Source organism: Rhodococcus sp. DN22 (genome assembly GCF_036669995.1).
GTDB classification, from domain to species: Bacteria; Actinomycetota; Actinomycetes; order Mycobacteriales; family Mycobacteriaceae; genus Rhodococcus_F; species Rhodococcus_F erythropolis.
On the sequence record NZ_CP133326.1, the window covers coordinates 1,163,088 to 1,176,526 of the forward strand.

At 63.4% G+C, this 13,439-nt stretch carries 13 protein-coding genes and 1 riboswitch; of the genes, 8 read left to right on the forward strand and 5 right to left on the reverse strand.

The window, feature by feature from the left end; translation table 11 throughout:
- Positions 1-147: 147 nt before the first annotated feature.
- The 3 genes from RA302_RS05275 to epsC all read left to right on the forward strand — a co-directional run bounded on the left by RA302_RS05275 (position 148) and on the right by epsC (position 3,678).
- Positions 148-1,977: a phosphoenolpyruvate carboxykinase (GTP) gene (locus RA302_RS05275; RefSeq protein ID WP_029254577.1), complete on the forward strand. Its 1,830-nt coding sequence runs from the start codon at positions 148-150 to the stop codon at positions 1,975-1,977.
- A 181-nt stretch (positions 1,978-2,158) separates the two neighbouring features.
- Positions 2,159-3,094: a cysteine synthase A gene (gene cysK, locus RA302_RS05280; RefSeq protein WP_019747115.1), complete on the forward strand. Its 936-nt coding sequence runs from the start codon at positions 2,159-2,161 to the stop codon at positions 3,092-3,094.
- 5 nt (positions 3,095-3,099) lie between these two features.
- Complete coding sequence (gene epsC, locus RA302_RS05285; RefSeq protein WP_166501899.1) at positions 3,100-3,678, forward strand: serine O-acetyltransferase EpsC; 579 nt, start codon at positions 3,100-3,102, stop codon at positions 3,676-3,678.
- A 58-nt stretch (positions 3,679-3,736) separates the two neighbouring features.
- Here epsC and RA302_RS05290 read toward each other — a convergent pair whose 3' ends face one another.
- The 3 genes from RA302_RS05290 to RA302_RS05300 are packed head-to-tail and all read right to left on the reverse strand — an operon-like array spanning position 3,737 to position 5,979.
- On the reverse strand, positions 3,737-4,042 hold the full coding sequence (locus RA302_RS05290) for a hypothetical protein (protein WP_020968582.1): 306 nt from the start codon (positions 4,040-4,042) through the stop codon (positions 3,737-3,739).
- Between the two features lie 28 nt (positions 4,043-4,070).
- A complete protein-coding gene (locus RA302_RS05295) occupies positions 4,071-5,030 on the reverse strand; it encodes a cation diffusion facilitator family transporter (protein ID WP_019747118.1) in 960 nt (319 codons plus the stop codon).
- Between the two features lie 10 nt (positions 5,031-5,040).
- Positions 5,041-5,979, reverse strand: a complete 939-nt coding sequence (locus RA302_RS05300; protein WP_134998371.1) for an alpha/beta hydrolase — start codon at positions 5,977-5,979, stop codon at positions 5,041-5,043.
- A 52-nt stretch (positions 5,980-6,031) separates the two neighbouring features.
- Here RA302_RS05300 and RA302_RS05305 point away from each other — a divergent pair, with 52 nt between their 5' ends.
- The 5 genes from RA302_RS05305 (at position 6,032) to RA302_RS05325 (ending at position 10,488) form a co-directional block, all read left to right on the forward strand.
- Positions 6,032-6,640, forward strand: coding sequence for a TetR/AcrR family transcriptional regulator (locus tag RA302_RS05305; protein WP_020906415.1), 609 nt, complete (start codon positions 6,032-6,034; stop codon positions 6,638-6,640).
- A 16-nt stretch (positions 6,641-6,656) separates the two neighbouring features.
- Positions 6,657-6,794: riboswitch (cobalamin riboswitch) on the forward strand.
- A gap of 115 nt (positions 6,795-6,909) precedes the next feature.
- Positions 6,910-7,917 carry an iron ABC transporter permease gene (locus RA302_RS05310; RefSeq protein ID WP_003945625.1) on the forward strand — a complete coding sequence of 336 codons (1,008 nt, stop codon included), beginning with the start codon at positions 6,910-6,912 and terminating at the stop codon, positions 7,915-7,917.
- On the forward strand, positions 7,914-8,732 hold the full coding sequence (locus tag RA302_RS05315) for an ABC transporter ATP-binding protein (RefSeq protein WP_019747122.1): 819 nt from the start codon (positions 7,914-7,916) through the stop codon (positions 8,730-8,732). The genes RA302_RS05310 and RA302_RS05315 overlap by 4 nt, the downstream gene beginning before the upstream one ends.
- On the forward strand, positions 8,729-9,790 hold the full coding sequence (locus RA302_RS05320) for an ABC transporter substrate-binding protein (RefSeq protein WP_141487718.1): 1,062 nt from the start codon (positions 8,729-8,731) through the stop codon (positions 9,788-9,790). Before RA302_RS05315 ends, RA302_RS05320 begins: the two co-directional genes overlap by 4 nt.
- Positions 9,787-10,488, forward strand: a complete 702-nt coding sequence (locus tag RA302_RS05325) for a (2Fe-2S) ferredoxin domain-containing protein (protein WP_238054138.1) — start codon at positions 9,787-9,789, stop codon at positions 10,486-10,488. Before RA302_RS05320 ends, RA302_RS05325 begins: the two co-directional genes overlap by 4 nt.
- 330 nt (positions 10,489-10,818) lie before the next feature.
- Here the strand turns inward: RA302_RS05325 and RA302_RS05330 are convergent, their stop codons facing one another.
- Positions 10,819-12,264 carry an aldehyde dehydrogenase gene (locus RA302_RS05330; protein WP_166501900.1) on the reverse strand — a complete coding sequence of 482 codons (1,446 nt, stop codon included), beginning with the start codon at positions 12,262-12,264 and terminating at the stop codon, positions 10,819-10,821.
- A gap of 4 nt (positions 12,265-12,268) precedes the next feature.
- A complete protein-coding gene (locus RA302_RS05335) occupies positions 12,269-13,438 on the reverse strand; it encodes a hypothetical protein (RefSeq protein WP_142006637.1) in 1,170 nt (389 codons plus the stop codon).
- Position 13,439 lies beyond the last annotated feature (1 nt).

The following is a 13,439-nucleotide window of genomic DNA, read 5'->3' on the forward strand; positions in this document are numbered from 1 at the left end:
ACACCCGGCGTCCGTGAAATCCACGTGAGTGGATGACGCGGCTGGACCCCGTCGAGAGGGGGACACCGGGATCGACTGGTATCGGGGCGCTGCAGTTTGCATCCGGTGTCACGAGAACCCGGTTCCGGCTCACCCCAGGAGAGTTTGATGACCTCAGCGACCATTCCCGGTCTCAATGGAACTGACGGCACGCCCCCCACGCAGCACAAGGAACTGCTTGCATGGGTGCAAGAGGTTGCCGAACTCACCCAGCCTGATCGCGTCGTCTTCGCAGACGGCTCGGACGAAGAATGGGACCGACTGACAACGAAGTTGGTCGAGGCAGGAACCTTCACCCGCCTCAACGACGAGAAGAAGCCGAACTCTTTCCTCGGCAACTCCGATCCGTCCGATGTCGCGCGAGTCGAATCGCGTACGTACATCTGCTCGAAGGAAGAAATCGACGCAGGTCCCACCAACAACTGGATGGACCCGGCGGAGATGCGCACCCTCATGGGTGACCTGTACCGCGGTTGCATGCGTGGACGCACCATGTACGTCGTGCCGTTCTGCATGGGCCCCCTCGACGCCGAGGATCCGAAGCTGGGCGTCGAGCTCACCGATTCCGAGTACGTCGTCGTCTCCATGCGCGTCATGACCCGCATGGGCAGCAAGGTTCTCGACAAGCTCGGCACCGACGGATTCTTCGTCAAGGCGCTGCACTCGCTGGGCGCTCCGCTGGCCGATGGCCAGGAAGATGTCGCGTGGCCGTGCAACGACACCAAGTACATCACCCACTTCCCCGAGGATCGTGAGATCTGGAGCTTCGGTTCCGGCTACGGCGGAAACGCTCTCCTGGGCAAGAAGTGCTACTCGCTGCGTATCGCTTCGGCAATGGCGCACGACGAGGGCTGGCTGGCCGAGCACATGCTCATCCTCAAGCTCATCTCGCCCGAGGACAAGGCCTACTACATCGCGGCGGCATTCCCCTCCGCTTGTGGCAAGACCAACCTCGCGATGATCCAGCCGACCATCCCCGGATGGCGCGCCGAGACCCTCGGTGACGACATTGCCTGGATGCGTTTCGGTGAGGACGGACAGCTCTACGCCGTCAACCCGGAATTCGGTTTCTTCGGCGTGGCTCCCGGCACCAACTGGTCGTCGAACCCCAACGCCATGCGCACCATCGACCAGGGCAACACGGTCTTCACCAACGTCGCTCTGACCGACGACGGTGACGTTTGGTGGGAAGGCCTCGAAGGCGACCCGCAGCACCTGATCGACTGGAAGGGCAACGAGTGGACGCCCGAGTCGGGCACCCATGCGGCTCATCCCAACTCGCGTTACTGCACCCCGATGTCGCAGTGCCCGATCATGGCTCCCGAGTGGGACGACCCGAAGGGGGTGCCGATCTCGGCAATCCTGTTCGGTGGACGCCGCAAGACGACGGTTCCGCTGGTCACCGAGGCTCGCGACTGGCAGCACGGCGTCTTCATGGGTGCAACGGTCGGCTCCGAGCAGACCGCAGCAGCCGAAGGCCAGGTCGGTACGGTTCGCCGCGATCCGATGGCAATGCTGCCGTTCCTCGGCTACAACGTCGGTGACTACTTCCAGCACTGGATCGACCTCGGCAAGTCCGCGGACGCGTCCAAGCTCCCCAAGGTCTTCTACGTCAACTGGTTCCGCCGTGGCGATGACGGACGCTTCCTGTGGCCAGGCTTCGGCGAGAACTCTCGCGTCCTGAAGTGGATCGTCGAGCGCATCGAGCACAAGGCTGCCGGCATCGACACCCCGATCGGCGTCGTTCCCACCGGATCGGCACTCGACATCGAAGGCCTGGACGTGTCGGACGCCGACATCACCGAGGCCCTCGCGGTCAACATCGACGAGTGGAAGGCCGAGATCCCGCTCATCGAAGAGTGGTTCGACTTCGTCGGCGAGAAGCTGCCGACCGGCATTCGTGACGAGTTCGAAGCTCTGAAGCAGCGGTTGGCCTGATAAACCGCCCCCGTATGTAGTGGTCTGATGCCGCATTGGTTCAATTTGATGAACCGATGCGGCATCGGTCGTCTGTATGCCCTTGCCTGTAGCCGTTAAGCAGTTCAGCCGTTATGCAGTTCAGCCGTAAAGCAGTGATCAGCGAGCGGGTCGACACACTCGATCCTCAGGAGGACCAGATATGAGCGGTATCTATAACAACGTGACCGAGCTGGTCGGGCGCACCCCGATCGTGCGGCTCAACCGTCTGACCGAGGGCCTGGACGCACAGGTCGCCGTCAAGCTCGAGTTCTACAACCCGGCCAACAGCGTCAAGGACCGGATCGGCGTGGCAATCATCGACGCCGCCGAGAAGTCCGGTGCACTCAAGCCCGGCGGAACCATCGTCGAGGGCACCAGTGGTAACACCGGTATCGCACTCGCCATGGTCGGTGCTGCTCGCGGCTACAAGGTCATCCTGACCATGCCGGAGACCATGTCCACCGAGCGTCGCGTGATGCTGCGTGCTTACGGCGCCGAGATCGTGCTGACCCCGGGCTCCGAGGGCATGGCCGGTGCAGTCGCCAAGGCCAAGGAAATCGTCGAGCAGACCGAGAACGCCGTCTCGGCCAGCCAGTTCGCCAACCCGGCCAACCCGGCCATCCACGAGGCAACGACGGGCGAAGAGGTCTGGGCCGACACCGACGGCGCCGTCGACATCTTCGTGTCCGGCATCGGCACCGGCGGCACCATCACCGGTGTCGGACGCACCCTTCGCAAGTACAAGCCAGAGGTCAAGATCGTGGGCGTCGAGCCCATCGACTCGCCGATCCTCAACGGTGGCCAGCCCGGTCCCCACAAGATCCAGGGAATCGGCGCGAACTTCGTGCCCGACGTCCTCGATCGCGAGATCTACGACGAGATCATCGACGTCTCGTTCCCCGATTCCATCGAGGTCGCTCGCGCACTCGGCACCCAGGAAGGCATCCTGGGCGGCATCTCGTCCGGTGCCATCGTCTGGGCCGCACTCGAGTTGGCGAAGCGTCCGGAAAACGCCGGCAAGCTGATCGTGGCTGTCGTGTGTGACTTCGGCGAGCGTTACATCTCCACCCCGCTGTTCGAACACATCCGGGACTGAGACTTGTGAGTATCCTCGGGATAATTCGCGAGGACCTGCAGGCTGCGCGCGGTCAGGATCCTGCCGCGCGCAGCAATGTGGAGAACGCGCTCGTTTATTCAGGGCTGCATGCCATTTGGGCGCATCGGGTTGCGCATCGTATGTGGGCCGTCCCTGCACTACGCGGCCCGGCGCGAGTGCTCTCGCAGCTGACACGCTTCGTTACCGGCATCGAGATTCACCCCGGTGCCACCATCGGTCGACGGTTCTTCATCGACCACGGCATGGGCGTCGTGATCGGGGAGACGGCCGAGGTCGGTAACGACGTGATGCTCTATCACGGCGTCACCCTGGGTGGTCGCTCGCTCGAGCAGGTCAAGCGTCACCCGACGCTGGGAGACCGGGTCACCGTCGGCGCTGGTGCCAAGATCCTCGGACCTGTCGTCATCGGTGAAGGTAGCGCTATCGGCGCCAATGCCGTTGTCACCAGAGATGTTCCGGCCGAATCCATCGCGACGGGTATCCCGGCGGTGGCGCGGCCACGGACCACCAAGGAAAAACTGGTGGACCCGAACAGTTACATCGATCCTGCGATGTACATCTGAAGCACTCCTTCTTCGATGGCCACCCTCGTGTAGACGGCGGGTGGCCATCGGCGTCTGTTCAGGCTCGCGTCAGGTGCCACCCGCGACGTCCCAGTACGACGGCCGTCGCAGCGCCCAGTGCTGCTCCGATCAGGGGATAGCAGGCCAGGACGAGCCAGCGTGGATTGTCCGATCGGGCGTCGAAAGCGATGTTCAACGACGACTCGTAGTCCCGAGCCATCTGTACGCCGCGCAGTGGTACGTAGGAACCCTGATAGACGATGGTCTCGTCAGGACTGGTCATCACGTCGATCAGACTGCCTACCAGGGGAATTCCCCCGACGACAAATCCCAGAACCGCCAGAATCACGATCAGTGCGCGCATCGAACGAGCCTATCGCCCGGCCGGAAGTTCAGACTGCGATCGACGGTTCTTCGGGCGTCGAGAGGGTCAGGATCGCTCGCACGACGCGTGGACTCTGCTCGAGTGAGCGTTCGAGTTCGCGCAACGTGTGGGCCACTCGGGATTCCGCGTAGTCGCCGACCAGGTCGACGCTGGCCACCAGGTACACCTGCCGCGGACCGAGGTATTCCATGCGCAGGAACGTGATTCGGTTGATCTCGGGCAGTTGGGTGAGAGCTTCGACGGCTGCTGCCCGCAGCGTCGGTGAGGCCTCTTCGCCGACCAGGAATCGGCGGTTGCGATCGATCAGGATGATCGCGATGACTCCGAGAAGTATGCCGACGAAGATGGAGCCGAGGGCGTCGGGGATCGGTGAACCGGTGATCTGGTGCAGTAGGACGCCGACGAATGCGATGACCAAACCGATCAGTGCCGCAGCATCTTCGGCGAACACGGCCCGGGTCGTCGGGTCGGACGTGTTGAGCGCCTGGGCCATGACGTCGCGGTTCACGGCGGATGCTTCGGTTCGGAGTTGCTTGTACGCCTGCCGGAACGAGATGCCTTCGAGGATGAACGAGACGCCGAGGACTGCGTAGGCGACACCGAAGTCGGTGGCCGGTTCGGAATGGAACAGTTCCTGGATGCCGTGGGTGATCGACACACCTGCGCCGAGCGCGAAGAGTCCGAGGGCGGCGAACATCGACCAGATGTAGGCCTCCCGGCCGTACCCGAGTGGCTGGTCTCGGTCGGGAACCCTTTTCGAGCGGCGGTTCGCGATCAGCAGCAGCACTTCGTTGCCGGTATCGGCCCAGGAGTGGGTGGCCTCGGCGACCATCGATGCAGATCCGGTGACGATGGCGGCCGCCGTCTTGGCCCCGGCGATCAGCGCGTTAGCCGCAAACGCCAGTACGACTGTCGTGGTGCTCTCGTCGCCGTTTCCCGTCGGCTCGGCCTTGGGTTCGATGCTCACGAACTTCAGGCTAGGCGGGTGGCGACGGTTTCGTGCGGTGACGCTCGGCGACGGAGCGCAGCAGTGTGTCGACGGCGTCGTGGAACTGCGTCAGGCCCGGCTCTTCGACGGGAAAGTGCCCGCACCCGTCCAGCATCACGAATTCGGTGGGTGCGTTGATGCGGCGGAGGAACTGCAAGCTCAGTTCGGGTGGCGTCCATCGGTCGTCGGCCGGGTGGGTGAGCAAGACGGGCGTCGTCCGAAATGCTTCGGGTGCGGTGTGCTCGAACGAGAAGTAGCTGCTGAGGAATCCGAGTGGCACCCGAACACCGCCACCGCGCGGATCGGTTGCGCACAGCGTCGCGAGTTCACGGTTGCTGCTCATGTTCGCGACGTCGGCGACCCAACGGATGGGCACGCGGATACGGCCCACCAGTCGTTCGGTGCGGCGCATCAGGGGAGCGCCGTAGACACCCATCGGGCCGAAGCGCGCCGCGGCAGCTCTGGCCGACGGATTCGAGGGATCGAGCAGACAGGTGGCGACGACGGCGTCGGCCAGACCGGTCCGCGCGGCTACCTCGTAGGCCAGCAGACCGCCGATGCTGGCGCCCAACAACACCAGCGGCCGATCGTCGGCTGCCTTCTCGTCCCGGACGAGATCGCAGAGGAGAGCGACCCACTGCTCGTACCGGACGCCGGCGGGATCGGCTACGACGGTGTCGCCGTACAGCGGAAGATCGGGGAAGAGGACTTCGGCTCCGAGTTTCACGCCGATCCCGGCGAACGGCCACAATGCGCCCGAGTAGCCGCCGGCGCCGTGGATGCCGAGAACACGAACCGGCGCGTCTGGAACCACTGCCCGTGCGACGTGGACGGTGTTGCCGTTCCACTCCCACCACGTCGGGGTCGGCGCCGGCATGTGGTCGGTGTACCGGTCGGGCATAAACTTCGAGTAATCGGCGCTGGTCACCTACACAATTCTCGGTATCGGCGTCGCGGCTGACAACTCGCATCGGAGGACCGTGTCGACTCGGCGGAAAAGGCCCTCCCAGCAGCGCTCGAGGGCTACCTACGACGCGATCCTGGAGGCAGCTACTCGCGTTTTCGCGTCGGAGGGCATGGCAGCGACCACCAACCGGATCGCTGACGAAGCAGGGGTGTCGGTGGGCTCGCTCTACCAGTATTTCGGCGACAAGTACGAGATCCTTGCGGAGTTGGCGAACCGTCACGTGAGTGCTGCGCGGGAGAGTTTTGCGCTCTGCCTTGCCGACATCGTCGAGCGTGAACTCGCCCCGGACGAGGCCGTCCGGATGTTGGTGGAGTGCGCGGTCGAAGTGAACAGTAAGCCGCGAGAGTTCTTTCACCTGCTCTACGATCAGGTTCCGCGTACGCGTGAGCTCATCGCGCAGGTCGAAGGAATGAATCGGCAACTGGTACTGGGTTTTTCGGAGTACTTGCAGAGCCGCGGTTTCAGTGCGGACGATGCGTTGTTGACGTCGCGGCTGACTGTGACTGCCGTGGACAGCCAGGTGCATCGGGTTGTGCTGGAATCGGATTCACCCGAAGACCTTCGAGTGCGAACGGAAGCCGTCGTGCGGCAGGCGAGATCGATGATCGCGTCGGAATCCTGATCCGGTGTGCGGAATGGTGACCACAGTCCGTTATGGTTCTGACGTCATCATCGAGGTAATGGGAAGTCGGTGCAATTCCGGCGCGGTCCCGCCACTGTGAGGTCGTCCATGCGTCGACCGTAGCCAGATACCACCCTCGTTGACGTTGTGTCATGCCACGAGGATGGATCGGTCACACCATGAATGCTGTTGGCGGAGCTCTGTCTCCACCTACCCACCTGCCTTCGCCGAAGGCTGGTGCGCCTCGCGGACGGCTCAGTCCGGGTATCGTGCTGCCCGCTCTGCTGGTCGTCACCGTGCTCTCTGCTGTGTGCGCGTTGGCATTCGGATCCGAGATGCTCCCCGTGTCCACTGTGGTGGACGTGGTGCACTCGCGCTTCGGAGGCCCACCCGTCACGCGTTCCGAACTTGCGATCGTGTGGGGGATCAGAGCACCTCGGGTACTGCTCGGTCTGGCCGTCGGCGCTGGTCTTGCCGTCGCCGGCGCGGTGGTGCAAACCCTCGTCCGCAACGCTCTCGCCGATCCCCACTTGCTGGGAGTGTCGTCCGGCGCGAGTGTAGGTGCCACCGCCGTCATCACCACCGGACTGTTCGCCGGCGCGGGAGTGTGGGCGCTCAGTTTCGGCGCGATGATCGGGGCGTTGGGAGCTGCGATTCTCGTCTTCACCATCGCGACGCTGCAAGGCGGTATCACTCCACTGCGATTGGTTCTGACCGGCACCGTTACCGCATCCGCCCTGTCGGCGATCGCGAGTTTTCTGGTGCTGCGTACCAATGATTCCCAGGCCGCGCAGTCCGTATTGTTCTGGCTCCTGGGAAGTTTGGCCGGGGCATCCTGGGACAAGTTGTGGGCGCCGGTCATCGTAGTGTTCCTGCTGACGGCAGCGGTGTTCGCCCTGCACGGTTGGCTGGATGCGCTGGCGGCCGGACCGGACGTCGCGGCTTCGCTCGGTATTCCCATCCGAACCCTGCGAAACGTGCTGTTCGGCGTGCTGGCAGCGTTGGTCGGCACGATGGTTGCAGTGTCCGGCGCGATTGCCTTCGTAGGCTTGGTCATACCGCACGTCACACGCATGCTTGTCGGAGCCAGACATCGAGTGGTGTTGCCGGCGGCAGCGCTGATCGGCGCGTCGTTCCTGGTGTGGGTCGACGTCGTGGCGCGGACCTCGTTGCGGCCGACCGAGATCCCGCTGAGCGTGGTGACCGGGGTGATCGGTGCCCCGCTGTTTCTCCTGCTTCTCGGCCGTCGGCGCTACCGATTCGGTGGCAGTTCGTGAGCGCCCGCGCCCTGGCGGTGACCGCGTCCGGAGTCGTTGTCCGCATCGATCGCCGAACCGTCGTCAAGGGCGTCGACATCGCGGCGGACGCCGGTGCAGTAGTAGGCGTCGTCGGTCCGAACGGATCGGGCAAGTCGACTTTGTTGCGTGCGCTTGCCGGTCTCGGACCGATCGCTGACGGTGACGTCCGCGTCGGCGGCGAGTCCGTGCACGCGATGTCCGCGCGTTCGCGGGCCAAAGCCATTTCTTTTGTGGCGCAGGAAGAGCAGAGTCCCGCCGATTTGTTGGTTCACGAGTACGTGACTCTGGGGCGCACGCCACATACAAAGCCCTGGAGTGTCGGCGGAAAGCACGAGAATGCCGTCGTTGATCGTGCTCTGGGCGAGGTCGGAATGATCGAGCACAGGCTCTCTTCGATGGACACGCTTTCCGGCGGCGAGCGTCGGCGGGTATTTCTCGCCCGAGGTCTCGCGCAGGACGCCGGCGTGCTCATCCTCGACGAGCCGACCAATCATCTCGACATCCGGCATCAACTCGAACTGCTCGATCTGGTCCGGTCGTTGGACCGGACGGTGATCATGGCACTGCACGACCTCGATTTGGCTGCGGCAGTGTGCGATCGGGTGCTCGTGCTCGCGGATGGAGTGGCCAGGGCGTTCGGACATCCATCCGACGTACTCACCACCTCGGTGGTGGCAACTGTCTTCGGCGTCGAGACTTTCGAGCTCGTGAACCCCGCGACAGGCCGTTCACACCTCGTATTCGAATCACGAAATTCTCAACTACAACAATCATTTTCGGAGAGTGCACTTTGATACATGTCAAGACTCGAGCGTCGTTCGGTGCGGTTGTAGCCGCGACAGCGTTGTTGACAGTTGCCGGCTGCTCGGCAACCGCGCCCGTCGACGAAGCTGCAGACAAGACTTCGGTGACAGTGGAGAACTGCGGGACCGAAAGCACTTTCCAGCTTCCGATCGGGAACGTCGTTGCGACAAGCAATGCGGCCAATATCGGCACCATTCTCCGAGTCGGCGGTTTGGATCGTCTCGCGGCCGTCGTGTTGAACACGAACAACGACGCGATCATGGAGTCGATGTTCGGCCCTGGAATTGCGGACGTCCCACACCTGGACGGAACGATCACGATGGAGACGATTCTGGGTAAGCAGGCGGACCTGGTGGTCGGCTCCTACAGTGGCTTGTTCAAGGGAGCCTCCGGTGTGACGCCGGAATCGCTGCAGAGCAACAACATCGATGCATATGTGATCTCCGATAGTTGTCGGCAGAGTGCCGCAGCGGATTCCGCGCTCGGCACGATGGGTCCGTGGGATGCCCTTCGTGCGGACGTGACCAATTACGGCAAGCTGTTCGGAACCGAGGACACCGCCGCCGAGGCACTGACCGAATTGGATTCACGTTTGGCACGTCTGGAGTCCGCGCCAGATGCCGCTGACAAGCCGAAGGTTTTGATCTACGACAGCGGTGAAGAAGATCTGTACACCAGCGGAGGCAACGGAGCCCCCAACGGAATCATCGACGTCGCCGGGGGAACCAACGTGTTCGCCGACGTCGACAACACCTGGTTCAAAGCGAGCTGGGAGACCGTCGCGAAGTCAGAACCCGACGTCATCGTGATCATGGACTACAAGAAGAGCGCTGACGAAGTACAGGGCAAGATCGACGCGATCAAGAGCCGAGAAGGCCTACGCGATCTCGACGCCGTCAAGCAGAACCGCTTCGTCGTACTCCCGCTCGCGATGTTCACCAGCGGATTCCCCAACGTCTACGGCGCGGAAGAGCTGCGCGCGAAGATCGAAGAGTTCGGACTTGCTCCGTCGAGCGGGATCGACTGGACAACCGCGCCGTCGGCATGAGTGTCGACAGTGGTTCGAATCGGGTGATCGTCGTACTGCGGCCGACCGTCAGCGGCCTCGACGAGTCGGCCGCGCGACGGATGTTCGACGCTGTTCGGGCCGGCACCGACGCCGACGTTCGTATTGCGTACCTCGATGTCGCGTCGCCGAGCCTTCACGAGGAACTCGATCGAGCGCATACCGATGACGTGGGCAAGGTCGTGTTGATTCCAGTTGCGGTGCCGAGGGATCGGTACCTGCTCACGTGGACCAGCAAGGCGGTTGCGAACTGGCGCGAAACCCGGATCGGTGCCGAACTGGAAGTTTCGCTCCACGAATCGGAAACGCTCGAAGGTGCTGTGGCCGCGCAGGTGATCGATGAACTCGGCGCGGCCGGAAAGCCGATCACTGCCAGTCCGGCGTCGTATCGCAGTCCGGCTTGGTCGGTGATCGAGCAGCACGATACGCATCTGTTGGTGTGCAAGGGGCCCCGCTGCATGGCGTACGGAGCAGGGCCTCTCCACCGGGCCATGAGTGCGGCGGCCAAAGGCACTTCGGCAAAGGTGACGGGAACCGGTTGTCTGAGCCCGTGCAACCTGGGCCCGTTGGTGATCGCGAACCCCGGTGGCACCTGGTTCGGTCATGTGGACGCCGGTGACGCTGAAGCATTGGTCGCAGGTCAGGAGAATCAATTGATGGATCACGTTCTGGACCGGTAGATACAGGTCGGCGAAACAGAGAACCCGCTGAGCGCGAAGTGCGCTCAGCGGGTTCTGTTGTCCTGTCTCAGGAACCGAAGGGAAGGGTTCCCGGCGGGATCTGGTATCCACTGCTGCCGACGGAGGCGCTGCCCCAGAGTGCGAGGAAAGCGTTGATGGCGTTGGTGAGCATATGAATGTCCTTTGTGAGATGACTGATTCGTTTTCGACGGTACCGGGTGGATCTGTGGATTCGCTGGGAGTTGGCACCCATTTCATGGGGCTGGCACCCGTTCCGGCAGGTCGGAACGGGTGCCAACTGTCAGCAAAGGGTGCCAACTCCCGGGTGGGTCAGCCCACGTAGCCGGGCGGCATGAGTACGGACTTGGTCTCGCAGAAGGCTTCGAGGCCCTCAGGTCCGTTCTCGCGTCCGATACCGGAGTTCTTGTAACCACCGAACGGTGATCCGGGATCGAAGGCGTACCAGTTGATCGCGTAGGTACCAGTGCGGATCTGCGCGGCAACTTCGAGTCCGTGATCGATGTCGGTGGTCCACACCGATCCGGCGAGGCCGTAATCCGAATCGTTGGCGATCTTGATGGCCTCGTCCTCGGAGTCGTACGGGATCACCGAGAGGACGGGTCCGAAGATCTCCTCGCGTGCGATGGTCATCGAGTTGTCCACGTCGGCGAAGATCGTCGGCTCGACGTACCAGCCCTTGTCCAGGCCGGCGGGACGTCCACCACCGAGTACGACGCGCGCGCCTTCTTCCTTGCCCTTGGCGATATAGCCCTCGACGCGCTCGCGCTGCTTCTCGGAGATCAGCGGGCCGAGTTGTGCTGCGGGATCGGACGGATCGCCGACGGTCATGAAGCCTGCCGCGGTCTTCATTCCCTCGATGACCTCGTCGTAACGCGAACGGGGAGCGAGGATTCGGGTCTGAGCGACACAGGCCTGGCCGGTGTTCATCAGCCCGGCCATGACGAGCATCGGCATTCCGGCGGCGATGTCGGCGTCCTCGAGGATGATCGCGGCGGACTTGCCACCCAGTTCGAGGGAGCAGCGCTTGAGGTTCTGCGCGGCGATGGCACCGATCTTGCGGCCGACGGCACTGGATCCGGTGAACGTGATCTTGTCGATGCCCGCATGAGAGACCAGGTATTCGCCGGTCTCGGCTCCGCCGGGGAGCACGGAGATGACGCCTTCGGGAACGCCTGCCTCGGTGAAGATCTCGGCGATCACGTGGACGGAGAGAGGGGATTCGGGTGCGGGCTTGAGCAGTACGGTGCAGCCGGCGAGCAGCGCGGGGGCCAGCTTGTTGATCGCCAGGAACAGCGGGACGTTCCAGGCCAGCACGGCGGCGACGACGCCGACGGGCTCACGGGTCACCTTGGTCTGCCCGAACGCACCGGTGCGCTTCTCTTCCCACGCGAACTTGTCGGCCAGCTCGGCGTAGTAGCCCAGCGTCGCCATCGACGGGGTCTGCTGCATCATGCCGACCATGGCGGGCGGCTGGCCCATCTCGTTGGAGATGAGCTGGTTGATTTCCGCGCTGCGCTCTTCGATCAGCTTGGCGGCCTTGGCGAGGATCGCGCCGCGCTCGGCGGGGGTGGTGCGTGACCACGGTCCCTCGAACGCCGCGCGGGCTGCGGACACGGCCGCGTCGATATCTGCCGGTGCTGCGATGGGACAGCTGCCGACGCGCTCCTCCGTTGCGGGAGAGAACACTTCGAGTACCTGGTCGGTGGCCGGGGCCACCCATGCTCCACCGATGTAGAGCTTGTCGTAGTCAGTCATCAATTCATTCCTCGGTGTTGTCGGTCGCCGCGAGGGCATACGCGTCGTCTGCCTGTGCGGTGTCGGTGAAACTGGTGAATCCGTATTTCTCGTGCGGTCCGATGGCGGCTACCTCGAAAAGACCGGTGCCGGTGTTGGTGTTCGTGCCTTCGGTGAGCGTGAAGGACGCGAGGTTGTCGACGGGGGAGAACATGCGTTGGAACGGTTCGATCTCGTGGACCTTGTGGCGGAGCCCTTGTACGACGAGTTCGCCCTGCCACATTCCGTGACGCCAGTCCTGTTCGAGCCCGTAGCCGGTGCCGATTCCGATGTAGTTGGCCAGCAGCAGTTCGCAGGCGACGGTGAGGACTTCACCGCCTGGCCGGTGGAAGGTGATGGTCGCTCCGGTGACGTCGCGGGTGTCGGGGCAGAACGTCAGCTCGTGTTCGGGTCGGCCGAGCCATTCGTTGTCCCTGGCTTCGTCCGGCCACACTCGCATGGCTTCTTCGACGATCCGCCTGCCCTGCTCGTCTTCCTGCATGATCACCGAGATCGTGAACTCGTCGAACTGCATGACCGCGTAGATCCAGAAGAAGTTCTGGATTCCGTCGACGGCGCGTCTGCCTTGCGGTTCGGCTTCACCGACCGGACGCACACCCCACGAGCGGTCGCGGTTACCTCGCCACGTCTTCGGGTCGATCGCGAGGTCCTCCCCGTCGACGGTGAGCGATCCGGTCCACGTGCCGGTCTGCAGGAAGCGTGAGGTGTCGAACGTGACTCGTTCGAGTTGACGGCGAAAGTGCTTGGGCTCGAGCGCCGCGGGGATGGTGGCATCGAAGGTGATGTCGAAGGAGAGATCGTATTCGCTGCCCGGTTCGAGTACGACGCGGAGCTTCTGCAGCCCTTCGAGCACTTCGATGCGCAAAGGTCCGACGGTGGTGTCGGTACGGTCGGCACCCAGCGCCTTCGACATGCGAGCAACGATGTGGTCGTCACCGCGGCGAAGGACAGCGAATGCGTCCATGACGCCGAGGTTGGGGTACTGGCCGAGTCCGACGATGAGGAACACGTCGGGGGATTCGGTGGGGTAGCAATTGAAGTAGTAGCGGTCGTAGAAGTTTCGATCCGAGGTGGCTACGTGACGGATCGGTTCGGCGATCTGGTGAACGGGATAGTCGTCCATCGGTGAGAGCATG